This is a genomic window from Kitasatospora sp. NBC_00240 (genome assembly GCF_026342405.1).
Classification (GTDB): Bacteria; Actinomycetota; Actinomycetes; order Streptomycetales; family Streptomycetaceae; genus Kitasatospora.
On record NZ_JAPEMU010000003.1, the window covers coordinates 260,897 to 287,816 of the forward strand.

The 26,920-nt window shown below is 68.7% G+C and carries 20 protein-coding genes and 6 pseudogenes; 16 read left to right on the top strand and 10 right to left on the bottom strand.

Annotated features, from left to right (window positions below):
* Positions 1-1,422: 1,422 nt before the first annotated feature.
* Positions 1,423-1,578 (bottom strand): annotated as a pseudogene (locus tag OG689_RS42780) (IS110 family transposase); the annotation flags it as partial.
* Positions 1,574-1,907 (bottom strand): annotated as a pseudogene (locus OG689_RS42785) (GvpL/GvpF family gas vesicle protein); the annotation flags it as partial. The pseudogenes OG689_RS42780 and OG689_RS42785, both read right to left, overlap by 5 nt.
* Between OG689_RS42785 and OG689_RS42790 the strand changes: the two are divergent.
* The 3 genes from OG689_RS42790 to OG689_RS42800 all read left to right on the top strand — a co-directional run bounded on the left by OG689_RS42790 (position 1,834) and on the right by OG689_RS42800 (position 3,929).
* Positions 1,834-2,052, top strand: a complete 219-nt coding sequence (locus OG689_RS42790) for a helicase associated domain-containing protein (RefSeq protein WP_266328822.1) — start codon at positions 1,834-1,836, stop codon at positions 2,050-2,052. The pseudogene OG689_RS42785 and the gene OG689_RS42790 sit on opposite strands and share 74 nt — an antisense overlap.
* Before the next feature lie 109 nt (positions 2,053-2,161).
* A complete protein-coding gene (locus OG689_RS42795) occupies positions 2,162-2,782 on the top strand; it encodes a hypothetical protein (protein WP_266328824.1) in 621 nt (206 codons plus the stop codon).
* Positions 2,715-3,929 carry an ImmA/IrrE family metallo-endopeptidase gene (locus tag OG689_RS42800; protein WP_266328826.1) on the top strand — a complete coding sequence of 405 codons (1,215 nt, stop codon included), beginning with the start codon at positions 2,715-2,717 and terminating at the stop codon, positions 3,927-3,929. The genes OG689_RS42795 and OG689_RS42800 overlap by 68 nt, the downstream gene beginning before the upstream one ends.
* A gap of 228 nt (positions 3,930-4,157) precedes the next feature.
* Here the strand turns inward: OG689_RS42800 and OG689_RS42805 are convergent, their stop codons facing one another.
* The 3 genes from OG689_RS42805 to OG689_RS42815 form a co-directional block, all read right to left on the bottom strand.
* Positions 4,158-4,628, bottom strand: coding sequence for a hypothetical protein (locus OG689_RS42805; protein WP_266328828.1), 471 nt, complete (start codon positions 4,626-4,628; stop codon positions 4,158-4,160).
* 107 nt (positions 4,629-4,735) lie between these two features.
* Complete coding sequence (locus OG689_RS42810) at positions 4,736-5,308, bottom strand: NPCBM/NEW2 domain-containing protein (RefSeq protein ID WP_266328830.1); 573 nt, start codon at positions 5,306-5,308, stop codon at positions 4,736-4,738.
* Positions 5,309-5,397: 89 nt separating this feature from the next.
* A complete protein-coding gene (locus OG689_RS42815) occupies positions 5,398-6,048 on the bottom strand; it encodes a hypothetical protein (protein ID WP_266328832.1) in 651 nt (216 codons plus the stop codon).
* Positions 6,049-7,153: 1,105 nt separating this feature from the next.
* Here OG689_RS42815 and OG689_RS42820 point away from each other — a divergent pair.
* A complete protein-coding gene (locus OG689_RS42820; RefSeq protein WP_266328834.1) occupies positions 7,154-7,555 on the top strand; it encodes a hypothetical protein in 402 nt (133 codons plus the stop codon).
* A 222-nt stretch (positions 7,556-7,777) separates the two neighbouring features.
* Here OG689_RS42820 and OG689_RS42825 read toward each other — a convergent pair whose 3' ends face one another.
* Positions 7,778-8,515 (bottom strand): YcnI family protein, encoded by a 738-nt coding sequence (locus tag OG689_RS42825; protein ID WP_266328836.1) that lies wholly within the window; start codon positions 8,513-8,515, stop codon positions 7,778-7,780.
* A gap of 256 nt (positions 8,516-8,771) precedes the next feature.
* Between OG689_RS42825 and OG689_RS42830 the strand changes: the two are divergent.
* Positions 8,772-9,241: pseudogene (locus OG689_RS42830) on the top strand (transposase); the annotation flags it as partial.
* Positions 9,242-9,270: 29 nt separating this feature from the next.
* Here the strand turns inward: OG689_RS42830 and OG689_RS45125 are convergent.
* Complete coding sequence (locus OG689_RS45125) at positions 9,271-10,338, bottom strand: STAS domain-containing protein (RefSeq protein ID WP_354536928.1); 1,068 nt, start codon at positions 10,336-10,338, stop codon at positions 9,271-9,273.
* Positions 10,339-10,756: 418 nt separating this feature from the next.
* Between OG689_RS45125 and OG689_RS42835 the strand changes: the two genes are divergently transcribed.
* The 4 genes from OG689_RS42835 (at position 10,757) to OG689_RS42850 (ending at position 17,893) form a co-directional block, all read left to right on the top strand.
* A complete protein-coding gene (locus tag OG689_RS42835) occupies positions 10,757-11,311 on the top strand; it encodes a type 1 glutamine amidotransferase domain-containing protein (RefSeq protein ID WP_266328838.1) in 555 nt (184 codons plus the stop codon).
* Between the two features lie 471 nt (positions 11,312-11,782).
* Positions 11,783-12,055, top strand: coding sequence for a hypothetical protein (locus tag OG689_RS42840; RefSeq protein WP_266328840.1), 273 nt, complete (start codon positions 11,783-11,785; stop codon positions 12,053-12,055).
* A gap of 831 nt (positions 12,056-12,886) precedes the next feature.
* Positions 12,887-13,012, top strand: a complete 126-nt coding sequence (locus OG689_RS42845) for a hypothetical protein (RefSeq protein WP_266328842.1) — start codon at positions 12,887-12,889, stop codon at positions 13,010-13,012.
* Between the two features lie 735 nt (positions 13,013-13,747).
* Entirely contained in the window at positions 13,748-17,893 is a 4,146-nt protein-coding gene (locus tag OG689_RS42850; protein ID WP_266328844.1) for a hypothetical protein, read from the top strand.
* Positions 17,894-17,907: 14 nt separating this feature from the next.
* On the opposite strand, the gene OG689_RS42855 is transcribed toward OG689_RS42850, so the two are convergent.
* The gene (locus tag OG689_RS42855) at positions 17,908-19,098 is read right to left on the bottom strand and encodes an ISAs1 family transposase (protein WP_266328846.1); all 1,191 of its coding nucleotides are present in this window, start codon (positions 19,096-19,098) and stop codon (positions 17,908-17,910) included.
* A 145-nt stretch (positions 19,099-19,243) separates the two neighbouring features.
* On the opposite strand from OG689_RS42855, the gene OG689_RS42860 reads away from it, so the two are divergent.
* The 7 genes and pseudogenes from OG689_RS42860 to OG689_RS42890 form a co-directional block, all read left to right on the top strand.
* The gene (locus tag OG689_RS42860) at positions 19,244-19,726 is read left to right on the top strand and encodes a hypothetical protein (RefSeq protein ID WP_266328847.1); all 483 of its coding nucleotides are present in this window, start codon (positions 19,244-19,246) and stop codon (positions 19,724-19,726) included.
* Between the two features lie 164 nt (positions 19,727-19,890).
* The gene (locus OG689_RS42865) at positions 19,891-20,175 is read left to right on the top strand and encodes a hypothetical protein (protein WP_266328849.1); all 285 of its coding nucleotides are present in this window, start codon (positions 19,891-19,893) and stop codon (positions 20,173-20,175) included.
* 68 nt (positions 20,176-20,243) lie between these two features.
* Positions 20,244-20,750: a hypothetical protein gene (locus tag OG689_RS42870; RefSeq protein WP_266328851.1), complete on the top strand. Its 507-nt coding sequence runs from the start codon at positions 20,244-20,246 to the stop codon at positions 20,748-20,750.
* A gap of 25 nt (positions 20,751-20,775) precedes the next feature.
* A complete protein-coding gene (locus OG689_RS42875) occupies positions 20,776-21,030 on the top strand; it encodes a type II toxin-antitoxin system Phd/YefM family antitoxin (protein WP_266328853.1) in 255 nt (84 codons plus the stop codon).
* Between the two features lie 27 nt (positions 21,031-21,057).
* Positions 21,058-21,276, top strand: a pseudogene (locus tag OG689_RS42880) (type II toxin-antitoxin system RelE/ParE family toxin); the annotation flags it as partial.
* Between the two features lie 510 nt (positions 21,277-21,786).
* Entirely contained in the window at positions 21,787-21,930 is a 144-nt protein-coding gene (locus OG689_RS42885) for a hypothetical protein (RefSeq protein WP_266328855.1), read from the top strand.
* Positions 21,931-22,431: 501 nt separating this feature from the next.
* Positions 22,432-23,718, top strand: a pseudogene (locus tag OG689_RS42890) (IS4 family transposase); the annotation flags it as partial.
* Between the two features lie 1,433 nt (positions 23,719-25,151).
* On the opposite strand, the gene OG689_RS42895 reads toward OG689_RS42890, so the two are convergent.
* Complete coding sequence (locus OG689_RS42895) at positions 25,152-25,691, bottom strand: transposase (protein ID WP_266328857.1); 540 nt, start codon at positions 25,689-25,691, stop codon at positions 25,152-25,154.
* Positions 25,692-25,893: 202 nt separating this feature from the next.
* Positions 25,894-26,532, bottom strand: a pseudogene (locus tag OG689_RS45130) (transposase); the annotation flags it as partial.
* Positions 26,533-26,920 lie beyond the last annotated feature (388 nt).

Here is a 26,920-nt window from a genome sequence, read left to right on the forward strand (position 1 = left end):
GCGAGGTGGCCGGCGTGGTGCCGCCGTCAGGGCGCGCTCGGAGTAGGCGGCCGTGAGGTCGTCCGGACGACGGCCCCGCCGGAGGTGAGGTACTCACTCAACCAGGTGCGGCAGCACCCACCGCCGCTCGCGGCCGGGCCGGTGCCAGCGGCCTCCCGGTGGGGGGCCGTCATGGTGGAGACGGGCACGGCGACTGTGGCCGGACGGCGGCGACGTAGGCGAACAGGACGGACGACAGGACACACCCCTCGAGTCCCACACCACCGCCCCGTCAGGCGGTACGGTCCGAGCACAGCGCCCAGCGCTGTTCTTTGCGGACCGGTGGCCGTGATGCGTTCTTCGTCCCGGCCACCGAGCTGCGGAAAGAGACAATCACGTGAAAGACACTCCGGCCGCCCCGCCCAAGGTCATCGCGCGTAGGCGCACCGGCTCCCCCCGCCGTTTGGACATTCCCGCCCAGGACCTCGAACAAGTCCTGTCGATTCTGCGGACGATCCCGGACACTCCAGAAGCACAGCGATTCATCGAGCGCTACTCAAAGGTCCTGCAGCCCATCTGCCACTGGAGTTCACCGCGGCGCGAGAAGTGGAGCTCACAACCGGTCTGGGGGATGTGCGCCAACGCCGTCGAGCTTCCCTCCCAGCGGTGTTTGGAACACTCGCACTGGCCGCTCCGCGAGGATGTACCGGATCCGTGGCCGGAACGCTGCGAGACCACGCTCGACGCGGAACTCGACGAAGCTGGCTGGCGCCGACATTCCGCAGGGCTGCGCTGTCCCTACGAGAAAGCCCCTGGAAGTCTCCGGTGCCCCCACCACGACCCGCATCCCGACGACCTGTGCGGCACCCCGTTCGACTCCGGAGAGCCGTGCCCGGTACCCGAGAGCATCTACCCGTGCGCGAAGCACCGACGGATGAAGAGTCAGGCCGTGGAAGTAGCACTCGACCAGCTGGCATCCGGCCTTCGATGCCCCACCTGCACCGCCCAAGCGTCAGCCCCGTGCACGGCGCGAAGCGGTCGGCAGGTCCTACTCCACGTATCACGACAGCGCGCTGCACGAAACACGGAGCGAGGCAAGGAACTGCTTGAGAAGAAGGCCTTCTTCGACCGATGACGGTATCCGCACGGCTCTCGTCGGGCTCCGAGGTCCGGCGCCGGGGGCGTTCCCCTTCACGAAGTGCAGGACGTCGAGCTCGATCCGGGCGATGGCCGCAGAAGCCTTCTCAGGGGTGTGGCCGCAGGCCACCAGGAGGCCGGCCAACAGGTAGTAGCAGGGTCCGTACAGCCGGTGTGCTCCTCCGGGCAGTCGAAACGAGGAGGCCTTTGTGCGGGCTTCCCCGTGGGTCGGCGGTGCAGACCTGCGGTCTGCTACTGATTCCCAATGAAGTTGTCAAGCCCGATCGGTGACTCGCTGTGAGCGAGTCAGCCCAGTGTGACGGGGTTGGGTGGCGGGGTGATCTCGAAGGCGCGGCCGTCGCGTATGAGGGCCCACAGGACGTTCAGGCGGCGTCGGGCGAGGGCGATGACGGCCTGCTTGTGGGTCTTGTTCTCGGCTCTCTTCCGGTCGTAGTAGGCCCTCCAGGCGCTCCAGCCTGTCCAGGAACAGCGCCTGGCGCTCGTGGAGCATGGCGCGTACCCGGTCCTCGTCGCGGTAGACGGTCGCAAGGCGCAGGGGGAGAACGGTGGCGTGCGTCGCGAGTGCCTCGATCACGCCGTGGTGCGCTCGGGCGAATGCTTCGAGCCAATCGAGGTTCTCAAGGTGCCGGCGCAGGGCTTCCTCGTGGAAGTCGTCCTCGTCGACGGCTGGCGACTGCCACCAGAGCCCCGTCCTCGGTGGACGACACGAGGTGGACGGGTGAGCCGGAACCCCGGGTGCCCCGCCCGCACAAGGAACCCCTGGAGACCATCGAGGCCGGCCCCAGCCGCGAGGAGCAAGCGGTCGTGACGCACTTCGCGCTGGGCACCTGGCTCAACAACCAAAAGGCCCGCCGGGCCAAGCTGACCCCGGGCCAGCTCGCGCAACTCTCCGAACATGGCGTCGAGTGGGCGTAGGACTGGGGTGCGGTTGGCCGGACCTGTGGGGTTGGGTCCGGCCAACCGATCACCGTGTGGGTGTTGGAGTCGTTGCAACTGTGACTTTTGGCGTTATAAAATAACGCCTATGCTCACACCTGAAGATGGCGCCTTCATCACCCTGGCTGTTGAAGGCCTGGCCGCTCCACTGCTCGCTGGGCTCGACCAGGGCTATACCAATGCCCACCGGCACTACGACGAGCACGAGATGACGGGGCAGGGTTACACCAAGGGCCGGACCGATCTGACCCGGGACCACACCCGCAAGCACCTCGACGCGGCGAAGGACCTCGGGGGCTGGAAGCTGGCGAACAGTCGGAGCGGGCGGATCCTGCTGCGCAACCAGATGCTGACCATTCGGGTGCTGCATGCCGCGCCCTTCGACCTGGTGCCGGCCCCCGGCCGCAACAAGGCCCGCATCAGCTACTACTCGAACCCCGCGATCGACCTGTTCGGGGTCCAGTCCAGCAACCTCCTCGCCGTGTGGCTCTCCCCGGAGGAGGAGGGTGGGCAGATCTCGGTGCGGATCGTGCGCCCGATCGGCGATTGGAAGCCGGGGCGCCCCGCTAAGTTCGACCTGGACTTCGAGCTGCCCCGCGACACCGAGAGCTTCACGGGCTGGGAGTTCGTCCCGGACGACAATGGGATCATGCTGCCGTTCGAGTTTGACGAGGACCAGCGCGAGGAGGGTGAGGGTAGTGGTGCATGACCCGACGGAACGGGTTCGAACTCTGAGGCTCCTCATGGGCCTCACCCAGGGGGAGCTTGCCGCCGCAGCGGGCATCTCGCAGCCGCTGATCTCGCAGATGCAGAAGGGAACGCGCTCCGCCACCGCGGACGTCCTGGAGCGGATCGCCGCGGCGACCGGCACCCCGCTCTCCTTCTTCGACGTCGACCCGGCTGACCTGCCGACCGACACCCTGCTCTTCCGCAAGAAGGCCAGTGCCTCCGCGAAGGAAGTCGGCAGGGTGGAGGCGACGGTGCGTGAGGCGTACCGCGTCGCGTCGCGCTTGCTGGTGGAGACCAAGGTCCGCCGGACCCGCCTGCCCCGTATTGAGGGCACCATCGATCTGGAGGACATCGAGACGATCGCGGCGCAGACTCGCGACGCGCTCGGGATCGCCCGCGACGGTGTGATCGGACATGTGACGCGCACGTGCGAGCGCGCCGGTATCCCGGTGGTCCCGCTCGTCCTGGTGGACGCGGCCGGCCACGGTGAAGACATCGTCGTGGGGCACGCTGGCGTCTCCTGCTGGCGCGGACCGACCGAGCCCTACCTGATCAGCTACTTCTCCGCAGGTAGCGGCGACCGCCAGCGCTTCACCACCGCCCATGAACTCGGGCACCTCATCCTGCATCCCGCCCGGCGCAGCCTGGTGGACCAGAAACAGGCGGAGGCCGAGGCGCACCGCTTCGCGGGCGCGTTCCTCATGCCGCGCGAGCGCGCTCTAGAGGCCTTGAGCGGCGGGTTCACGCTGCGGGAGCTGGCCCATCTGAAGCAGCGGTGGGGTATCTCGATGCAGGCCCTGATCAACCGGGCGCTTGACCTGGAAATCATCGACGGCGAGCGGCGGGAGAGCCTGTACAAGCAGCTCAGTGCTCGCGGGTGGCGTACCCAAGAACCCGTGATGGTGCACGCCGAGCAGCCTTCACTGATGCGGGCCATGCTGGTGCGGCGGTTCGGTGAGCCGCCGCCGCTGCTGCAGGCTTCGGAGGCTCTGGGCCTGCACCCGGTGCTGATGCGCTCCCTCGCCCCGGAGCTGGCCAGCACCGCCGCGCCGTCGCGCACGGGCAACGTCGTCGAACTGCGTCCACGTCGCCGGGCGACGGCTGTGCCCCAGCTGGAAGTGCTGTAACGCGACGGCTACCGGCCGGCCCCGCCGTGGTGTGGTGGGGCCGGCCGACTTCTGTGCCCGGGGGCGGGCGGGGTCGGGCTATCAGCTGGAGGCCTCCAGCCCGATCAGTACTCGTACGAGGGCCTCGGTGCCGATGTCGGAGCCGAGGAGCGCTTGCTTGAACTCCATGGTGCTGACCAGTTGTCTGTGGGTCGGCGGCGAGCAGCACGCGGCCGCAGTGGCTGGCAGTCAACCTTCCTCCCAGGTCTTCTGCACGTCGGCCGGGGCCACTTCTCTCAGGCGGTTCATCACTGCCGTCCAGTCTTGCTTCACAAGAGTCTGGTCCGATGTATTGAACTTTGAATTTGTGTCGCTGAACCCTCCGTCGAGGCAATCCTCCAGTTCCATTCTTCGATCTTCTGCCATCTTGTCGATGAGTCGATTGGTCTCGGCATCGGGCGAGTCCCGTACGATAGCGAGATCCTCGGCGGTGTTGTCGAGGTGGTTTTGGCACTCCTCCTCGCCGGTTCCGGCTGACGCGATATTGAAGCTGTCTTGCCGATTGCCGGCGGTATTATAAATTACGAGGTCGCCTTTGAATGAGTTCCAGTCCCCGGAATTTGATTCCTCTCCTCCGCTCCCGCTGCAAGCCGCGGCGGCTTGAATCCCGCCAGCAGTAAGCAGAATTGCAATGATCACCCTGAGTGGAAATTCCTTCATGGCTCAATCCTTGACTGACGAAGCTATGAGTCCGCTTCCACGTTTTCGGATTCGCACACTGCGAGAGGTCTGTACGGGCTTTGGTGGACTGATTTCATTCTGTCAAACTATGCTCCAAGTCTGGCGTCGCCCCACACGCCGTAGCAGTAGCTTGCGGTGTCTGCTGTCGTGGCGTAAGTAACCACGATCTTCAGACGCAGAGCGCCTCTGACGTCGAGGCTCAGGTCCTGTGACTGCCCAAGAGGAAGGGTCTGCGTGAAGGCCGGCCGACCGTCGACGAAGGCCTCGAATGTCAGGGCGGTGCCTACGGGGGAGTCGTCGCGAACGCCGATCGTGGCGTTGAGGGTCTGCCAGGCGCGTTCGAGGTTGTACTCGGCATCGTTGGTCGGGATGGAGCCGCGGTCCGTGCGGAGTGAGACGCTGCGGGCGTAGTTCCTGCCGTTCACCGTTGCCGCGCCGTTCTCAGCGCCGTAGGCGGAAGAGAGCGGGTCGTTGCTGCTCAGGTACAGTGCGCCAGCCACGGTGGAGGCGAGTGGGCCCGACGCGGCAGGGGAGGTGGAGGCGGTGCTGGATGGGCCGGTTGCTGTCACGGCCGTGCTGGTCGCCGCTGGTGGCACTGTGGTGGAGGGGACCGTTGACGATCCGCCAGAGGCGCATGCGCTCGCCGCGAGGGCGGTCATGGCGGCCATCGTGGCAACGACTGCGATACGGGGCGCACGACTGCGATTCCGCAACGGCGTTGTCGGCCCTTCGGTCATCCCATCAGCTCCTAGGTCGCTGGCGGCGCAGGCGGGCCGTGAGGCGGCGGGGGCAGTCCGTCCACTGGTAGGGAAGTGGAGTGCCCTGTCCGCTTCTCCAGGGTCCGGCCCTGGCTGCGAAGGAATCCAACCAGGACGAACGCCACTGTCGCGATGGCTGCGAGCAGGCCGATCCAGAGACCGGCTCCCGTGGAGGCTGTGGCGCCGCTCAGCCGATTGTTCAGGTCCACCAGGTCGGAGACATCAGCCAGTTTGACCACGTAGAGGACCAGAAGATTGGACGCCGGGATCAGTGCAATCGCAGCGTACTTCCGGTCATCCCTCGCGAGGGCCAGGTATGCAAGGGCGACGACAGCCAGAACCGCCACGATGATCAGGGCCGGACCGGCGGCCTGCATGCCCTCACCGAAGGCGTTCACACTGAAGGCCCCCGATACCCAGGGCGCGAAGAGCATGAAGAAACTCAGCAGTGCCGCAGCTACGGCCGCTGTCAGGGACCAGTCACGAAGGGCAGCTGACGCGAGGCGCCGACCGGTTAAAGGCCTGGAAGGAACGTGGTTCGCCATGGCTCCTTCTTCCTGCAGAACATCGCATTTCGCAGGAATGGGAATGGGGTCCCAGGGCGCGCGTTTCCGCGCCGGCATGCTCTCTCTCTTCAGCATGGGGTTTCCACGGAACCGGCGCAACCACGGGACGGCCGACCCCTGCATGCCCCGTCACAGGATGTCAATGGTGACGGATAGTGGTCGATATACACGGCGTCACCGATGAGCCTCTCGCGGGTTCGTCGTGTCCGGACGGACAGCGCCACCACGTCTGGAGGCTGGCCTTCGGTGCCACTTCATCCGACATCAGGGGACCGTCGCTAAATAGAGTTACCATGCCGAAGAGATGTGGCACGGATTGCCATTCGATGGATTTTAATTTGCTCCGAGGGGGAGCTCTGCGAATTCGCTGCGCAGTGCACCCGTCTGCTGGGCGCCGACATCCGAAGACCCTGGGCGTCCGGAGCCAGCATGCCCGCAGCGTCGGGTGGGCCGAGGACCCGGGCCAGGCCGCCGAGCTGTACTCGGCCCTTGCAGCCGAGTCGCACGCATCGTCGGCCCGGACCACCAGGACACCCTGCGCCTGCGGGGCCTATGCCGGTCGGGCAGGCGGGCGCCTCGGCCCGGGCTGCCGAACTGTATGCGGCCTTCCAGAAGGACTACGCCCGCGTCCTTGGCCGCAATCACCAGGACACCCTGAACGCCCGGGAGCAGTACATCTTCAACCTCGGACGGAGCGGGGACTCAGCCCAGGCCGCCAACCTGACACGCTGGGCGACGTCTTGCGCGCGGCGACGACGATCGCCCTGCGAGGCCCCAGGCGTCCCCCACCGCGTCCTCCGCGAGCCACGGCGTCCCGCGCGGTTGGACGTTCACCGACCCGGCCCCCGGTGTGACGGCCGGGGACAGGCGGAAGATCCGGCTCCGAAGGTGCGGAGGGGCCGCCAGAACCTTCTACGGCTCGGCCGGCACGCCGGGATTACCGCGAACGGCATCAGCGGGTACGCGATCGGGACGTGGCCATCCGAGCTGCGGGCCGCGGCCCAAGTGCCGACCGACCAGCCGGGAGCTGTCGCCAGAGCGGCGGCGGGCGCTGGAGGAGATCGACCCGTGGTGGTGCCCGGCGTGGCCGATCACCTGGCAGCGCGCCTACGCCACCGCCCAGCAGTGGTGGCTGGAGTCCGACGGCCAGGTCGACTGGGCGCAGCTGCCCGCGGACACGGTGTTCGAGGGTGAGCAGTTCGGCCGCTGGGTGCAGGCGCAGCGGGCCGGCTGGCCCGGCCTGGAGGAGGACCAGCGGGACCTGCTGTCGGCGATTGGTATCGAGGAGGACCAGGAGCTGGTGGCCGCGAAGGCCGTGGCCGAGGCGAAGCCAGCGGTGTCCCGCACGGACCGGTTCGCCCAGGGCCTGGCGGCGCTGGCGCAGTTCGTGGAGCGGGAAGGACACGCGGCCGTCAAGCGCCCGCGCAAGGATCCGGTGGAGACCCTGGTGGCCGGCCCCGGCGGGGAGGAGACCGTCGAGGTCATGCACGTAGGGCTGGGAGCGTTTTTGAACAGCCAGAAGGCCCGCCGGGCGAAGCTGTCTTCGGGGCAGCTCGCCGAGCACGGCGTGGAGTGGGCCTGATCATTGCACTGGGATTCCCGGGGCACTCACGCAAACCCCATCCACGAGCGAAGCCTGCAGATCAGCGCCGGTCGGGCCTCCCTTGTAAACGAAGGCCGGCCGGAACAGCAGCTTTCAAGCTTCAACGGCGGAGCCGGACGTTTCCTGAGCAACTCAGGAGATGAGCTGGTCATAGCCCGTTCAAGCCTCGGTACAGAGACCAGAATTCACAGTTGGTCCGGGTCAGGAGCCAGTGCCGGAGCGACGGCGGAGGCCGTACGCGCCGACGGCCACGCCCAGGACGCCGACGACGATGCCCACGATGGCCAGGGTGCGGGTAGTGGAGTCGGAGGAGGCCGTGGCGGCGGTCATGGCATGGGTGGCCATAGTTGCCGCCGGAGCGGCAGTGACGACGGCGGCGTCGGACGCGGCGGCCTTGGTGAGGGTCAGGGTCGGTGCCGGGTGCTGGGGTTCGGGCTGGCCGGCCTTGCTGTCCTCGATCCAGCGGACCACGGTGCCGTCGTCGTAGGTCTGCAGGACTTTGAAGACCAGCTTGTCGGTGTCGGTGGGCAGCGGGCCAAGGGAGATCTTGAATTCCTGAAACTGGCCGGGCGCGATCTTCGCGGTGGCGTCCGCAGTCCAGGTGATCTTGGAGACGGCCTCGGTGGTCTCGTCGCCGTCGTCGGTCTTGAGCAGGGTATAGAGCTTGGTCTTCTCCACGGTCGCGGTCCAGCCAGGAAGCGGCTGGGTGGCGACGGACGCGACCGGGTGGGTGGTGGTGGGCAGGGTGACTTCCAGCTTGGTGGTGGAGGCGGTGTCGCGCTCGTCCGGGATGTGGAAGGCGATGGCGGTGTAGGCGCCCTGGGCGGCGGTTCCGGGCTGCACGGTCACATGCGCCAACGCGGGCACGGCGGAGGCCAGAACGACGGATCCAGCAAGCAGGGCGGCGGCCGTGAGACGGCGGGAGGTGGTCAATCGCATGGGGTACGGGTCTCCGTCCGGGAGATCGGCACGGCGCGGCTCTGCGCGGCGGCCGTCAGCCGCCGCGGTGCGCGATGTGCGAGATGAAATACTGCCCGTGTGTTCACGTCACCGCCTCCGGGCGCGAGAGGTGCCGCGTCGGGACGACCTCACGGCCAGTCCCTCCACGCACCACCCTGTGGTCGGTCCGAGGTGGAAACATCCGCCATCTGGCGCGTCCCTGACCCCTTGCTCGACGCGTTCGAACTGCGCAGGACAGCTCGACGCAGTGTGCCGGGCCGTCGAGGAGCTGGGCAGGGAGGCCGAGGCTGTGCTTCGTCGTCACCAAGAGGCGAGATCATGCTCAGCTTCCCCGGACTGGGGGCCACGCTGGGTGCGCGGATCCTGGGGGCGATCGGGAACGACCGCACCCGCTTCGCCACCGCCCGGGGTCTCAAGGCGTACGCCGGGTCCGCCCCCATCACCCGTGTTCCCGGCAAGCAGATCGTGGTGCACCGGCGGCTGGTCATGAACGGCCGGCTCGCCCACGTCGGCTACCTGCGGGCGTTCGCAGCCCTCACCAGCTCGCCCGGTGCCAAAGGCCACGACCGTCGTCGGCGCGAGGTGGGCGACAGGCACGCCGCCGCCCTGCGCCACCTCCTCATGATCGGCCAGCTCCACCACTGCCTCACCACCCGCACTCTGTACGACGAGGGCATCGCCTTTCCCCAGGCCATCACCGGATAGAGGAGGAGCAGGCCCCCTGCTTGCCGGGCTTACAGGCGTTTCTTGGCCGCCGTGCTGTAAGCGGCCACCGCCACGAAGATAGTCATAACGGGGTGAACACCGACGATCATGCACAGTGCACGGCGCCGACGGCGCAGCCGATGGCGCTCAGGGGAGGCATGAATGAGTCCCTCGCGGTCAGGGTTTGGGCGGTTGGGCGTGCGTGGATCGTACGGGAAGATCATCCGAACTTTGCGGGGCCGGAAGAGCCCGAGCTGAGGACCTGAGCCGGATTCCTGGAGGGCAGGCCTGTCAGAGAGACTGGGGTACTGCCGGTGGGTCGGCCAGCGCGGTGGGGTCAGTCGACGGGGATCAGCTGGTCGGTGCCGGTGATCTCCAGTACGCGGGTCACGGCGTGGGTGGGGTGGGCTTAGGTGGGGGGTCACGCCTTGGCGGCCGGTCTCGGTGCGGGCGAGCAGCAGGGCGTCGATGCCGGTGGAGTCGCAGAAGGTGACGGCCGCAAGGTCGATCACCAGCTTCGGGGACGCCGGGCGGGTGGCGAGGGCGCGATGGATCGCGGTGTGCAGGATCGGGGCACCGGCGAGGTCGAGTTCGCCAGCGGCCTCGATGACCGGGCCGTGTTGTGGACGGTCGCGGTGAAGGGGGGCCCGATGATCATGTGCTTCCCTTCGATGTGCGGTGTTCGGGTCGGGTGGACGCGACCACCGTATGGCGCGACGGGGAAGCTCCCAAGAGGGATGGGGGGTGTCGTTCACCGACCCGGGTGCCCGATGGGGCCGGTGGCGGCGTGTCGTGGGCGCAGGGGGTAGTGGGGCGGGTGGGGGCGGGCAGGGTGTTCGGCATGTCTGAGCGTCGTAGTCGTGCCCGGGGCCTGGGTCTGGTCGATCTGCTGGGGCCGGGGGCGGTGCCGGAGGGTGGTCCGGCGTGGCCGGTGCCGGCTCCTGCGGAGTCCGGTACGGCGCTGCCGCCGGGGATGGGCGGCGCCGTGGGGGCCGGGGAGGGCTGGGAGGGCGTCCCCGTGGCTCCTGGGGCTGCTGTGCGACCGTACGCAGCCGTGAGGTGGCGAGGTCGGTGGCGTGGTCCTGTGGACGCGGCACGCCCCGGGGTGCCCGGTCTGGTCGGCGCGCTGAGCGGCTCTGGCCAGCCCAGCCGCTCGCTGGTGTCGCCGAGGTCGTCGCCCTGGTCGTCGCCGTCGTCGGGTATCGGGTCCTGGATGGTGCCGCTCCTCGATCCGGACAGGTACGTCGGCATCAGCGTCCCCGACCCTGCCCCGGTCGTGGTGGTACTCAGCTGCGCGGGCGTCCCGATGGCTCTCGCGTGTCATGGCCGGGCCGCGGTGGGCCTGCCCTACGGTCGTACCGGCGGTCGCTGCAGCCGCTTTGGGTCGGGCCACCCCGTGGCCTCGCGGCTCTTGGCGCGGGGCCGCCCGCCGGTAGCGCGTGCCCTCGGTGGTCTTCCGCAGCATCATTCCGGCCGCGCCGCATGCCGGTGCACACGAAGAGAGGCCACCCCTTCATGATCACCTTGCAGGGAAAGACCATCGCGTTCCTGGTCGCGCCCGAGGGCGTCGAGCAGGCCGAACTGACCGAGCCCTGGCAAGCCGTCCGCGAGGCGGGCGGTACACCGCGCCTGGTGTCCACCCAGAGCGGCAGGGTCCAGGCGTTCAACCACCTGGACCGTGGCGACACCTTCCACGTCGACGAGGTGGTTGGCGAACTCATGGCCGGCGAGCACGACGCCCTGGTGCTGCCGGGCGGCGTGGCCAACCCGGACGCACTGCGCATGGATCCGGCGGCAGTGGACTTCGTCCGGTCCTTCTTCGACGCGGGCAAGCCCGTCGCCGCTATCTGCCACGCCCCGTGGACGCTGATCGAGGCCGGCGTGGTCCGCGGGCGCACGCTCACCTCGTGGCCCAGCCTTCGCAGCGACCTGGTCAACGCCGGCGCGCAGTGGGTCGACCAGCAGGTCCACCTGTGCACCGACGGCCCCAACACCCTGATCACCAGCCGCAAGCCGGACGACCTGCCCGCCTTCGGTGACGCCCTGGTCACTGCCTTCGCCAAGCGATAACCGGCAGACCGGGCACACCCTGGTACAGGTGTGCTCGGTGACGGCAGAGGATCGCTCACCCGATCCGCCGGACGGGGGACCTGCGGCTCCCTGGGCTCCACGAGCGGTACCGGCTTGGTGGCACGTTCACGCCCGGCCGCTCATGTATCCGGCCGAAGGTCGTCGGTGACAGCTGATCGCGGTGACCCACGTGCAGCCTCAACGGGCGACCGTCAGCGGTCGTCCGGCCAGCAACAGGGGCGCTGACCACCGCCCGCACCCACGGGCCGGGCCTGCACGACAACGGCTCCAACCCATCGTCCCCCAGTACACGAGGCCGTCCACGTCCCGGCGGCGCAGCTCTGGAAGGTATTCAGGCGCTGGCAGGCCTGCGGACGGGGTCCTGCGTGCGTCGTCGATATTCATGTTGGTCATCATGCGGGTGGTCGTGCCACGGTGCCCGTCGCTTCCGGTGCCCGTAAGACTGATGGCATGCCAGAGACCTATATGGGCCCCGCCGATGTCCTCCATGCCGGGATCAGCACGCCTGTCACCGCGCGCCTCGCGGCCGACCGCAGCCGCCCCGGCACCTGGGAGGGCGAGATCCGCTCCCCCGACACCGACCTGCGGCACATCGCCCTCACCGGGACGAAGCGGATCAGACTCCCCGACGGCTCCACCGCAGAGTTCACCACCACCGACGCCGGCCCCCACGACAGGCCCGACACCCTGCAGATCAAAGGCACCGGACCGGCCCCCTTCTGACCGCCACGTCCCCAAGGACCACTGTGCACCGTGCCCGCGCCCGGTCCCCACCCCGCCACAGGGAACGGCCCCAGCATGACGGCTACCGCCCCTCGGGCTGGGTGCTCAGGGCCGGGGGCCGGGGCCAACACCTCAGGCAGCGCCCTGGCGGTCGGCCGGAGCTGGCCACGAGGAGGCACGGCGCCGGGCGCGGGGCCGTGCCGGCGAGCGGGCGGGGTACGCAGGCGGCGATCAGGTCGGCGAGGGCGGCGGCGCGGTGCGCCTGGCTGGTCGCGCGGGGTGGCGGTCCTCGGCGTGTTCCGGGTGGTTTTGCGAGCAGGACAGCGGGTCGGATCACGCGAGGCTGCTTCTTGTGCTCAGACTGATGGAGAGTCACGGGCGCACCCGCAGAAGATTGGTTCGCCTACGGCCTTAGAGACTCCTGCCTCTGCGCCAGGAGTGCGCCATGCCACCCACCGCTACCGGACCGACCCGTCGTCCCCACACCGTCGTCTGCGCGGCTGCGCTCGCTGCTGCAGTGATCGCAGCTGCTGTGTATACGGTTCCTGCCGCCGCAGACAGCTTCGGAGCGCCGATGGTCAGTGGCCCCGGCGCCGCCGATATCGTCCAGACCTTCGAGGGAAACGGAGGGACACGGGCCTGCGGGAAGGGAACTCCTCATTCGGTCGCCAGCACATCGAGAAGGGTGGAAGTACCGGGAACACCCAGAACCATGAGCTGACAGACGCCGCCAAGGCGCTGCAGGCCCAGGACGCCGGTTCTTCGAGCCATCCGTTTCCGGGCGGATCCGTGTACACGCACCAATACCGCGTTGGTCCTGGCCACCGAACCATGTGTGTTCTGGTTGACGACAACGACTACACCTACAGCGGGCAGAACTACGGCCCCAAGGGGATCATCACCACGTACTGGGTGAACGGCCATGAGGGGCCGGACAACTGCAGCACTACGGACTAGCCGCTACTGGAAGAGGCCCCCGATGCAGCACTGGTCCGTCGGCGATCGCGTCACGTTGAGCGTGCCTACGGATCACCCTGAGGACCCTGTCGGGGAGGTGGTCATGCTCACCGCGTTCGGCGAGGTTGTGGTCAAGTTCCCGAAAGCCGGCACCGAGATCCATCCCCCGAACCATCTCGCACGGGCACCGCAACCGCCCCTGAACACCCACTGACCGAGGTCAGCGAGCAGTGCCCGGGACCCTGGCGGATACGACTGGCGAAGAGGGGTTCTCGCGCTGGCGCGCTGCGCCCTCCGGAGCCGAGGACAATCCCGGGGCATGGAGGCGAGAGGCGGGGACACTCCCCCCGTCCACGGTCCAGGGTCAACCCCCGTTAACCTTGACCGGTTGTCAGCGCCTCGGTGCGCCACGACAGGGTAGGAGGTGCGGGCGGTGGCTTCGGACTTCATGTCGGTGGACACGGGGGCGTTGGACGAGCATGCGCGGCAGCTGGCGGCTCAGGGCGAGGAAGTCCGTCGTGCCTACGAGCGCTTCCGTGACGCGTTGGCCGCGGCAGGAACGCCGTGGGATGGGGGGACGAGTACGCAAACGCCTTCACCGAGTGGTACACGTCTGCGAGCGGGCAGTTGCAGGACGGTTTGAAGACAGTGGCGGACGCGGGGGGGCACGCGGGTTCGTCGGTGGAGCAGGCGTCCTCGAACTACGTCAAGAGTGACAGATCGGCGGAGTAGCGGGTGTCGTTGGATCTGCCGCCGTGGTTGCGGTCGGTTGCGCACTATGTGGTGGGTGTGTGGCCGTCGGCGGACGAGGATGCCCTGCGGGTTTTGGCGGGTGTGTACGAGGCGGCGGCGCTGGAGGCTCAGGGCCTGGCGGAGTCGTTGGCGTGGCAGTCGTCGAGTGTGCCGGGGTGGGAGGGCGATGCCCGGCAGGCGCATGATGCGATGGTCGAGCGGGTGTTGCGCAAGTCGGGTCTGGCCGACGTTGTGAGTGCGGCGACGGGGATCGCTGCGGGGGTGCGGGAGACCGCGGCGCAGGTGGAGAAGGCGAAGTACGAGGCGATCATCATCCTGGCGTGGCTGGTGGCGTCGATCGCGTGGGCGTGGGCGCTGGCGCCGTGGACGGGGGGTGCGTCGCTGGGGTGGCTGGCTGCGGCGGAGGCTTTGGCGCAGCGGTTGCTGGGGGAGGTAAGGCAGTGGCTGGTGCGGGCGGTGGTGGCGGCGGGTACGGGTGCGGCGTTCATGATGTCCGCGGACGGGCTGTCGCAGGCGATCGTGATCGCCGAGGGGCACAGTGATCGTTTCGATGTGAAGTCGTTCCTGGTGTCGGCGGGGATGGGCGCGGCAGCCGGCATGGTGGGTCTGGGCGTGATGTCCGCCCTGACGAAGGGGGAGGTCGCGGCCAGGGTGGCGCTGACGGGCGGGGAGGCCGGGGACAAACTCGTGCTGCCGGAATGGTCGATGAGTATGCCGGGGCAGATGGCGCAGCAGGCCGGTGTCAGTGAGGCCACGGACGTGGCGCTCCAGAAGCTGCAGGGCACTCGGGTCACGGACGCGGGGTCGGCGGCCACGCAAGGCCTCGTGGACGGACTCGCCAGTCGACACGGCGCCCATACCGCGGCGGGCGGTGCGCCCAAGGGCCTGGCAGAGACACTCGCACGCCTCAAGACGGACGCTGCGCGCCTCGGGCCGTTCGAGGCCGTCCCCGACTCCGGGAAGGGCTTCCCCCTCCCCGGCGGCCTGCGCCTGGAGATCACCACGGGCGGCGCCTGGTGGGCGCGGCCGCTGGCCGGGGGCGTGGCACCGGGCGGGACGGCCTTCAACTCCGCGGTGCGCACGATGGGCGTCGGGCAGGACGGTCGTCCGCGGCTGGTCGTCGGGACGCCCGACATGCCGTCGGGCGTCGCCGTCCAACGGCTCGAGACGGTGTGGGGCGCTGTCCTGCAGGCACCCCGGCGGCCGACCGAACTACCGCAGGAGATCATCCTGGCCACACCGGTCGGCCCGGACGAGCTTGCAGGAGTGCAGACATTCGTCGCCGGACACGGTGTGACCGTATCGGCCCCCAACGGCCAGTTGCTGGCCGGGGCCGGTGACCGCTCGGCGCAGACGGCTGGAGTAACCGCCGCAGGACAGTGGCTCCACATCACTCCGACCTCTGCGGCCGCGGCCCGGGTCGCCGCGACGGCGCAAACCGCCTCGCAGCCCAACACCGTCCCGGTTGGGGCTGAGCCCGCGCCTGCGGACCGCCCGGGCACCCCGGCGGTGCAGCAGTCGGTCGTGTCAGGACCCACGACCGCTCAGTCCACGAGAGCGGCAAGAGTCCCTGACGTGCCGGACTCGCAGACAGGACAAGGCACTGGTGCGGGCGTGCCCAAGACCACCGCAGGCAACAGCGTGACGTCGGGGGACCCCACGCCGCCCCCCACCCAGGCCTCCGCCACCCCGGACACGGCTTCCGCCCCGAGGACGGCAACAGGCGTCACCGCCCTCGACAGCGGCGCCACCATGGTCACCGGCGGCGGCCAGTGGAACCGCTTCCGTCCCGGGCAGCCCGCCCACCACGAAGGCCCCCTCTTCCCCGCCCCCGCCTGGGACACCGCCGTCCAGACCGCTGCGGCCGAACCCGCCGACGGCGGCCAGGTCCACCGCATCCCCGCCGGACTCCGCCTCGACACCCCCGACCGGCCCCCCGCACCCGATACCGCCGCCGCCCTCACCGCGCTGGCCCCCACTGCCCGCGGCCCCGTCGTCGCCATCACCGCCGACCCGACCCACCCCACCACCCGCACCGCACTCAACCGCCTGTTGCAGAACCTCACCCGGCAACCGAACCCACCGGACCTGCTCCACCTACTGTTCACCCACCCCCAGGGCGACCTGATGCGCCCCGGTACCCCCGGAGTGGAGACCGCCCGCCACCTCCTCCAGGACCTCGCCGACACCCACGGCCTGGGCCTCGTCGTCGCCCAAGGCGCCTGGACCCCCACCGCCGACGGCACCCTGTGCCCCGTCGACCCCGACACCACCGAAACCACCCCCGCCTGGCACCGCTACGGCCCCACCGCTCAGACCTCCCACCCGGCCCCGGGAGACCGCACAGGCAGGGCACCGTCGGAGGAGGGTTCTACCTCTGCCCAGGATGACGTCGCATGGCTGGCCCAGCCTGTCGCACCGGTCGATGAGGCTGTTTGGCGTGAGCAGTCTGCTGCTGTGCACGAATATGCGCGCTCCAGTGAGGACCTTGTCGCGGTGGTTGTCGAATTGTTTCAGGCGCACCTGCAACTGGGCCGGGCGCGCGTGTTGGTGGACGGGCCGGGAAGCTCCCTGAGCCCGCAGATACACGCTGCGGCGGAACTTCGCCTCGCGCAGACGCTTGACCTCCTCACGGCGGCCGAGACGCATTTCGACGTGTGCAGCAGCAGAATCGTGGCGCTGGGCTTGGCTCGAGTCGCCGACGAGTACGAGCTGGATTCGGCCGGGAACCCTGGAGCCTTGCGGGAGGCCGACAAACTATTGGGCCGCGCACGGATCGTGATCGGGGCCGACAGCGAGTCCGAGCGCATCCGCAAGGCCCAGCAGCGTGTCCGGGAACTGGTCGCCGAGCAGATCCGATCGGGCAGCCCGGCCGAGGCGTTGGCCGCAGCGCACGGGGCGGGTCTCTTCACCAAAAGCGGCCTGGCCGGCGGCGCGCTGGAAGTGGCGGGCCGGAACCTGACCAAGGCATTCCGCATGCAGAGCCGCATGATCGAGAGCGACGTGCGGGACGCGATCACCGAGCGCGAGCGCAGCCTCGCGGTGGAGACCGCAGAAGCTGAACAGCACTCGGCCGAGGTGGTCGACGAGGTCGGCCAAGCTGCGCGTGCACAGGCGCTGCACAACCATCGCGTCTCCGCGGAGCATGAGATCGCGGAGATGAAGCACCAGGCGCCTTCCGAAGTCCTCTCACGTCAGCGCCGCTATCTCGTCGAACTCATCGAGGGGCTAAAACAGCGACTCGCCATGGAACAGACGGGCGCGCTGCCCGGCGTGCGTCTTCTGAGCCAGCGCGAGCTGGACGGGTTCAACAAGAACCTCACGCGAGTCGAGTTCAAGCTCAGGAAGATGATTGTCGAGCCCACCGGCCACCGCGGTTACCACGAACTGCTCGAGCGGAGCATTGGCCGATACCCGGACTTCGGGGCGAAGATGTTTGACGCGAAGTACAACAACGCAACGGAGTTGGCCCGAGGGCTGAGCGGCTGGGGCGAGGCGAAGGAGAACCGGCACAACGAGAAGCTGCTCGCGCAGCAGATCTTCGCAGACGGCCAGGTCGAAGAGCTGATCAACGTGCTCCTGGCCCGGATCTGGCGTCGCCTTCCGGATCTACCGAACGCCGATCTCATCACCAGCGAGCTAGCCAGCGGCGTCTCCTCATTCGAGCCGGGCAGGCACCTCGGCCAGTACATGCCCTATTTCCACGGTGCCACACTCCCGCCGCATCTGAAGCACCTTGAGGCCATGACCTGGCGCGAGCCGGACCACGTGCTGGCGGTGCTGCGCGAGCCCACGCGGTTTGACCTACGCGAGAAGGTCATGGTCCTGCACGACCTTGCCGATTACTTTGACAACCCCAAGCACACCCCCCGCACGCACGGTAGTGGCATGCTGCCCGACACGCCGGGCGTGAAGCAAAGTACGACGGAGGTTGACGCGGGCGGCTACCGGGTAGCCTCGTCGACCGGCCGGGTCCGCAACCCGATCGTGCGCCCCGACGGCACCACCAAAAACCATCAGCAAACCAGCAACGAGAACGCCGCCTGGACCATTCTGGCGCGCGAGCGGCGGATACCGGTTTGGGCCGGGCCGTCGTATACCGCCCAAGGCTTCGGCGTAGTCGCGTGATGTCCGGTTTGTGATCACGTGAGGCCGAGGAGGGCGAGCGGCCGGGTGACGTCTCGGGCGTTACGGCGGAGGGCGGCGGCGATGTTGGTGACTCCGGCGAGCTTCAGGGCGCCGATGGCGAGGTTTCGCCAGGTCGCCATCGCGCGCGGTGCGTTGCCGGCGCGGAGCTGGGAGGCGTCCTCGGCGAACGTGGTGTCCCTGACGTGGTGCAGGGCCTCGATGTGCCAGTGGTCGCGGATCAGCTTCGCGAGCTGGGCGGGGGTGGCCTGGTCGGCGGTCAGGCTGGTGACGGCGTAGACGGTCTTGATGGTGGTCTTGCTGGTCTTGCGGTCGGTGCGGCGGCGCTTGATCTGGATGGTCTGGCGGGCGCCGGGGAAGAGCAGATTGTTCACGGTGGCGACCTTGGTGCGGCGGATCTCGACGCGTCCGTGACCGGTGTCCTTGGTGCGGCCCTGGAGTGGGATGTCCTTCCAGGGAAGGGACTTGAGCTGCTTGCGGAGCTTCTTCTGGTTGCCCTTGACGATCACGATGTAGTGCGCCTCCCGGCCGAGGAGGTACTCGGCGTGCTCGCGCTGGGTGTGCATCGCGTCGCTGGTGACGACCGTCCCGGCGAGGCCTGCGACGGTGTCGAGCAGGGGTTGGAAGCAGGTGATCTCGTTGGTCTTCTCGCCGACGTCCAGCTGGGCCAGCACCAGGCCGGTGGTGTGCTCCATGGCTGCCAGGAGGTGGATCCTGCGGCCCTTCGCCTTGGCGGCGCCGCGCAGGCTCTTGCCGTCCACCGACACTCCGCGCAGGTCAGCGGCACCGCTCGGTTGCGGGCGGCGGTCGGCGAGCCAGCGGCCGACCGCCTGGTCCAGCGCGTCGCCGTCGATGCGGGTCAGGAGCCGGCGGACCGTCGACTCGGCGGGCACCAGCCGCGTGGGCAGCAGCGGATCGATACGGATGCCGAGGTGCTCCAGAACCTGAGCCGGGGCGTCGGCGATCCACTCGCCGACGGCCAAGAGCGAAGTGGCCCCGGTCAGCACGGCGCACGCAGTCAGCGTGAGTACAACGGCCAGGGCGTGGCGCACTCCGCGTGGGTCACGGGGGTCCGGCACCTCGGCCAGCCGTTCCAGCAGCCCCGGGATCTCCTCGGGTACGACCTCGGGGCGCTCTCGGAGCTGGTCAAGGGCAGGCGGGATCGGCAATGATGCGTCGGCAGGCACGGTCTTCCACTTGGATCACGGGGCGTCGAGAACTCCATGATCTTGGAAGCCGTGCCTGTCTCGTTCCCGGGACCGCCCACCCGACAGATCCTCACAAGCCGGACGTTATACGACTACGCCGAGGCCTTGGTATACCGCCGTCAGGATGTTCAAGCTGACTGACTGGTTCGGCGGCTCGAGGTATGAGATCGGTGCGGTGGCCTACGGTGTGTTCGCCTTCTGGCGGCTGCACTACGATCACACCACAGGGCTTGCCTACCACACCCTGCACGAGGTACTCGACATCGCCCAGAACTTCGGGCTCTCCTACACCGTGAACGACCAGGCCGCTACGCTCGGGATGATCGGCATAGGCGCTGCGGCCCACGAGGCTCGCTCCCTGGCGGCTGGCCTGATGGGCGGCACCGTGCCGGTCCTGGAGGGCAGCACTGGTGTTCAGCGCAGCGATCTCCACGCACTCGGTGCACGACTCGACGCGGAATGCCGAGCCGCTGAGGATGCGAGCAGCACCTCCAAGAAGTTGGAAGCGTATGCCCGACTGCTCGGCGAGCTTGAACATGTCAAGAGCAAGGTGGGCCTTCCGGCCCCGCTCGGCGCACATCCTCCCCCGGCAGGGCAACCAGGCTGAACGAAGCGACGCTCATCCGGTGCGCCGGTGGTCGTCGGCGTGGGCGGCTGCTTCCGGGTTCCAGGGCTACAGTCTGCGCGTCAACGCCTCCAGAGTGGTGAATTCCCGGTGAGAGTCTGTCCATTGAACGGCTCTGCCGGGTGGGAGGCGGGAGGATAGTCGGTATGCAAACGCAGTGGGTGTACCAGCTCCGGGACTGCCCGGACGCCGAGGACGTCGAGCTCCTGGACGAGGAGAAGAAGGACGAGGAGGAGGGCCGGCCTCGGCAGATCCTGGCCCGCCAGCGCGGGGGTGCCGACGGCCTGGTCGACGGGTACGTCCTGCAGGGGATGGACGCGCAGGCTCACACCGCCGTCTGCACCCGGGTGCTGGCCGGCGATCCCGACCCGGTGGCGGAGTACCTGCTGGAGCTTCTGGCCGAGGTCTGCCCGAAGGAGAGCGCCCGTTGAGCGGCCTGGCAGGTGGCGGCGCGTCCCGTGACCGGCAGGGTGCAACCGCGGTTGCACCGTCATACGACGTGACCTGCCTGCCCGTCACCACGGCGCTGCGCGACGACGACGGGGGCGAGGTGGGCCGGGCGGTGCGCGAGGTGCTGGCCGAGGCTGGCGCCGTCGGGGAGCGGGCTGCCGCGTGGGTCGAGGCGGTGGCGGTGCGGCAGAGCGACGGTGCGCACCGGCGGGTGTTGGAGATGTTCGCCGGGGCGGTGCGGCGGGTGCTGGGTCGCGAGATCGTGCCGGGCGGGAGCGGCGAGGTGAGCTGCGGGCTGCGCTATCGCCTGGATGCCTACGTGGTCCTGGGCGCCGCCGGCACCGGGCGCGTCCCCGACCTGACCAACGCCGAGCAGCTCGCCCTGGTCGCTGTCGGTGCCGTCGCCGCCACCGCGCCGAGCACCGTCCTCGGCGACATCGAAGCCGACCTGCCGGCGCTGTTGGCGGTCATCGACCGGGCTCTCGCCTGGGCGGCGCATAACCCGCAGGCCGGCTCCGCGCCGTCCGGCCTCGAACGCCCATCAACTGCGCAGTAGTGCGCACTTGTGTAGAGTTGTGCGCATGGACACCTATCCCATCACCGAGGCCCGGAACAAGCTCGGGGCTCTTGCCCGGCAGGTCAGCGCGGAGCAGAAGCACGTCGCCCTCACTGACCGGGGGCAGACCATGGCGGTGCTGATCAGTCCGGCCGAGCTGGAGGAGCTGGAGTACCACCGGGTGGCCGCCGAGTACCTGGCGCGCAAGGAGCGCGGCGAGACCGGCCCCGGTATCCCGCAGGACGAGGCGCGCCGGCGGGTCTTCGGGGACGCCTCGTGACCTAACCGCGTCACCTGGGAGCCCTCCGCCCTGGCCCCTGCGGAGAAGCACGCCGCCGGCGACCGCGAGGGCATCGAGCAGGTCCTCCTCGCCGTCGACCTCCTGGCCGACAATCCCCGCCCCGCTGGCGCCTTCACAATCGGGGCCAGCGGCATCTACCGCATCCAGGTCGGCTTGTACCGCGTCCAGTACGAGGTCCAGGACCGGACGGTCACCGTCACCGTCTTCCACCTCGGCCGGGCCTAGAAGCCCCATCCGGCACGGCGCCGACCCCGGACCGCACACGGCGGTTCTAGCGATCCCCGCAACACCCTGGATTCAGGGAGTTGCGGGGATCGTGGGAGAACCTGCGGGAGGTCTACGTGGAACGCCTCACCGGCCGGTTCGGGCAACCGTGGCGCGGCCGCGGGGGCAGGTGGCGACCCATGCCGCCCCCACGAACGTGGCGGGCGCCCGCCAGCTGATGGCCCGAGGTATGTGCGTCTCAGGTACCGGCGGGCGCCCGCCCCAGACGCTACCGGCCGCCAGGCGCAGGACCCCGGCGGCGCGGCGGCCCGCCGGGGCGCCCCCTGCGGCGATGCGACCGAAGGGGTGGGGAGCGGCTGCGCGTGGGGAAGGAATGGTCGGCATGCCGACGCAGTGGGTCTACCAGCTCCGGAACTGCCCGGACGCCGAGGAGGTCGAGGTCCTGGCCGAGGAGGAGGCTCGCCCCGGCAGATCCTGGCCCGCGAGCGCCCGGGCGCGGGCGGCGGCCTGGTGGACGGGTACGTCCTGCAGAGGGTCGACGCGCGGCTGCGCACCGCCGTCTATACGTGGGTGCAGGCCGGCGAGGCGGGGCAGGTGACGGAGTACTTGCTGGAGCTGCTGGCCGAGGTCTGCCCCATGGAGCGGGCCCGGTAGGGGTGGGTGCGGCCGCCACCGCCGCGCTGCTCGCCCCGTGGCCGGGCCTGCGGTGCGCCTCGGGAGCGCTGAGCCGTTCTTTACAGGCCCGCTCCCGGGGGCGGTTCGGCAAGGCCGCAGGTTGAGGAGGGCGACGGGGTGGCGGGTCCGGTCGATGCGGACGACCCGCTACCTGGCCGCGCCATCGCCCAGCTGGGGGCCCTCAGGGCTGATTCAAAGTCAATGCCGGGAAAATAGGGCCGTGAACAGGCTGTCAAGCCGTGTTGGGGGAATGTTGATGTAGGGCGGCGGGTCTTGGCGTAGGACGGGAGTTGACCAAGATGCCGTACCTGCGGGAGCTGTGTTGCCCACTCGATCTGACGTGCCCACCTGCGCTGACCGGCCGAGGCGCGTTCGCGGCCGGGCATCTCGGCGAGCTGACGCAGATCATCACGCCGGCTGTGGTCGACGAGGTGTTGAGGGCGACGCGTCGGGTGGAGAGGCGGGTCCGAAAAAAAGCTACCGTCGCGGGTGGTGGTGTACTTCGTGCTGGCCATGGCGCTCTTCCCTCGCGAAGGGTATCGCGGGGTGTGGGCATCGCTGGTCGCTGGCCTGACAGGTGAGGTCTGCGATCCCTCCGCCGCCGCGTTGCGCCAGGCCCGCCGCCGGATAGGGCCCGAACCGCTCGCCCTGCTGTTCGACCAGCTCAAGGGCTGCACGGCCTCAGCGGAGACCCTCGGCGCGTGGTGGCGCGGGCTGCGCATGGTGGCCTGGGACGGAACCACCCTCGAGGTGGCCGACAGCCCGGCCAACGCCGCGTTCTTCGGCTACTACCAGGCCCGTCGAGCCTCGACGTATCCGCTGGTCCGGCTCACCGCCCTGGTCGAATGCGGGACCCGGGCCCTGGTGGATGTGGTGACAGGGCCCGTCGCCGACAGTGAGAAGAGCCAGGCCCAGCAACTCTGCGGAGTACTGCGACCGGGCATGCTGCACTTGGCCGATCGCGGCTCCGCCAGCCTGGAGCTGATGCGCCAGGCAGCCAGCACGGGGGCGCATCTGTTGTGGCGGATCAACACCGGCCGCATCCTGCCCCCCGTCCACGTGCTCGACGACGGAACCTGGCTGTCCATGGTCTCCACGCCCACCGGCCGCAACCAGCTGGTGCGCTGGGTTGACCGCGACCGACGTCGCGGGGTGGCTCCCCAGGTCCATGGTGTCGCCGTGCGGGTCATCGAAGCCGACATCACCGTGACCGACCGGGCCACGGGAACCTCGCGCACCAGCCGCTTGCGTCTGGTGACCACACTTCTGGACCGCCACCGTTACCCAGCAGGCGAGTTGGCCGCTTTGTATCATGAGCGGTGGGAGGTCGAGACCGCCTATTACGGGCTGAAGGTCACCGCGCTCGGCTCGGGAACCGTCCTGCGCTCCCATCACCCGCGCGATGTCCTCCAAGAGCTGCTCGGACTGTTCATCGTGTTCCAGGCCGCTCGGCGCACTGCGGCGCAGACCGCCACGGCGGCCGGCCTCGACCCGGACCGGATTTCACTGACCGTCACACTCCGTACCGCTCGCCACACCGTGATCAACGCCGACCTGGCGCCCCACGCAGAGGTCGGCACGACACCACGCATCGCCGCTGCCACCCTCAACCCCCGAGCTCTCGGGCCCAAACAGCGGCGTCCACGGATCCTTCCCCGCCGCGTGAAACGCAGCCAGTCCAAGTTCGCCTACAACGAGACCAGGAACGACAAGGCACTACAGAGAGCAACAACCACGATCACCGTCGCCCCCTGCCCCCGCCCTTGACAGCCTGCTCACGGCCCTATCTTCCCGGCATTGACTTTGAATCAGCCCTGACCAGTACCTGCGGCAGGTCCAGTGATGCAGGATAGACAACCGACGAGGTTCTCCGGCCATCGAGTTGAGACGTCAGACCTCTCACTCAACCGCCGAAGAGCCTCGCTCGTTTCGCTGCCTGCCGACGCCACCCACCAGTCACCCGACCGGCGCCCGCGCTGAAAACGCTCCCTCTCACACTCAGCGGCGGCGAGATCATTTCGCTGAGAAGAAAACCCCAGTGGCGTCGGCCGGTTCCTTCGACGTGGGATCACACCGTCGGACCCGAATAAGTCCTACCCGTAGTGAGGTCGCGCAGCAGGGGCCAGGCCCAGTCCTTTACTCCGATCCTGAAGATATAGGAGTTCGTCGCACCTGGAACCGACCAGAAACTTCCCTGGTCGCCAGTCAGTGTACCGTGGGCGGGGTTACCACCCCAGACCAGATTGAAATCAAGGCGCTTAGCGACCATCGTCTGATTGTCGAACTGGACGCGGTAACCGTCGGATACTACCTGGATGCAGAGCCTGCCTCCGTCCTCTGCGGAGCAGCCCCAGTTTCCAACGGTGGAAGCCGATGCGGTGGGTGCGGTGGCCACACCACCCAGCAGGACACTCAGACTAGCAATTACAATTCCCAGAGACCTCTTAACAGGAGACATGTCTCCCCCTTCGCGGGATTGCATCATAGAATCCGACCGGTGTGGACGGTGGAGTAGGTACAGGAAAGCTCCAGCGGGAACTCGCGTCAAGGGATAGGAGGAAATCTTTCAAAACCTAGTACTGCGGGCCCAGTCAGATCGGCCGTAAAACATGGTGGGCCCCTGTTGCCCTACTGGGCGTCGTGGCGGCGTCGGGTGACAGACGAGGGGCAGTTGGTGGGCTCAGTTTTGGTTGGGTTGCGTCGACACGAAGAAACGGGTGCAGTCTCGCCGCACGCAGCGAACGTCTTTCATCCTGGGTTTCGCCAGGTCAGAAAGGTGTGGACGGCAGTGAGCCCTTTCAGCTGCTGCTCGGCAGGGTGGAGCCGCATCCGCCGTTGACGGCCACCCGGACCAGCGGGATCGCGGTCGGGCGTGCCGGCTGCCGCCTCGGCTCCGTCACCCGATCGGTGGCCGCTCTGAAAGAGCTCAGTGATGGTCCGGCCGATGCGGTTGGTCGAGCAGCGGGACCATCGTAGGAGTTGCCAGGACTCGAGTCGGGCGAAGGCGTTGGGGACCCTGTCTCTTTGCCTCACCACTGCGGCCTGTTGATCTTGTGCCCGTGATGTCGCTTTCGTTCCTTCCGGGGGCGGGGCCGGGTAGGGCTGCGCGTCGGCTGTCGTGCCGGTGGCGCCGGGTTCCACGGGCCCGGTGAACTGTGAGGTGACCTCCTCCTGGTGTTCGGTAGGACCGGGGTCGCCGGTCAGGCTGGGGTGGGCAGGGCGAGGATCCGGGCGAAGGCGGTGGCGATCTCCTTCGCCCAGGGCCAGGTGCGGGGGATCTTGAGCCTGCGGCGGCGCTGTCTGCGGACCAGGACGGCGGGGACGTGCAGGAAGCGGTAGCGCAGGGTCTTCGGGGTTGCGGTGGCGAGCTCGCCGTCGAGCGCGAGGAGTTGCAGCCAGGCCCGTAAGTCGCAGGCCAGGGCGACGGTCAGCAGCCACGCCCGGTTGGCCTTCATATCCTGCGAGGGAAACAGGTCCAGGCCCTGTGCCTTGCTGTCGCGGATCTTCGGCTCGACGCGGGCGTGGGTGCGGTGCCGGCAGTCCAGCCAGGCCGGCTGGCGTCGGCGGGTGTTGGTCGCGAAGGCCTGGTACCGCATGTTGTGCTTCTTCTCGTACGCGGACGCGTCCTTCAGGTAGCGGGGGTGCAGGGGTTCCTTGCGGACGATCACCCGGTGGTGTGATGGCCAGGTGGTGAGGCCGCCGAGCAGGCCGGTGATGTCGGGCGACGAACGCGTCCTCACGCGCCTGCCCGTTGGGGCCGATCGCGTTCTCCCACAGCCCGTGGGTGTCCAGGACCTCCACGGCGGCCTGCTCGCGCTCGGCGAAGGCCCAGCCGATGGAGCACTCCCAGGTGAACGAGGGACTGCGGCGGCCACCTGCGCCGGCGATCCAGTCCAGCAGGCCGTGGGAGAACCCGGCCCCGTCGATGCGGAACAGGATCTTCTTGCGGTACTGCCACGGCAGCTGCTCGACCGCGGCCTGAAGGATGGCGATGTTGTCGCCGGTGTCGTTGGCCCCGGCGTCGCCGGGCCGCAGGTGCTGGGTGAGCAGCTCGCCGGTGTTGTCGCAGTACGCGGGCAGGGGGCAGTGCCCGAACACGCCCTTCTTGTACGTGCCGGCCGCGCCCTCCTTCTCGGAAGGGGCGGGAACGACGGTGGCATCCGAGTCGATCACGGTCCAGCCCTCAAGGGCCCGGCCGTCCACGGTGGTCCAGGGAAAGACCTGGTTACGGGTGGTGAGGTGAGTCCAGACCCGGCGACGCACCACGGCGCGCGCCCAAGCAATCCGGTGCAGTTCCCGCTCCTCCACCTCGCCGAGCGTCCGGGAGACGGTGGACACCGAGGCGGTGGCGCCGATCACCTGCCGCTGGTGCTCCAGCAGACGGATGTCGCGCATACCGCTCGCGCCGAGCACGATCGCGCAGGCCAGGTCGGTCAGCACCTGACCACGAGAATGCCCGGGCGTGAAGCCCTCGCGGGCCATCGCCGACGACAACGCCCCGGGCAGCCCCATCCGCTTGGCGAGCAGCTGCAGATGCACGCCTCCGGCGTGACCGACCTGCCCCCTGCCGTCTGCGGACATGGCCAGACCCTTGAACTGTTCGCTACGCTGCTGCACGGAAAAGGTGCCCCCCACCCCACGACGATCTTGTTCTCGACAAGCCGGATCATCGCAGGTCGGACGGCACCTTTTCCTTTTGGATCACACCCCGTCAGCACCCCCGGTACTCATGGTGAAACGCTGAGGCTGGACCTTCGCCTGGCGTCCGCGCCGCGCCGTCGCCTTGTCTTTGCACCACAGCTGCTGCGCCGTCGGTCGCAGCCCGGCCACGGGTCGGAGGTATCACCCGTACAGGGGTGGGGTCATCATGTAGAAACCGTTGTCGGTAAGAGAAATCAGCTTCCCTTGGCACACGTTCTTAGTTCCTACCGCAAAGAAATATGTGTACGTCCGATACGGTCCTATAATG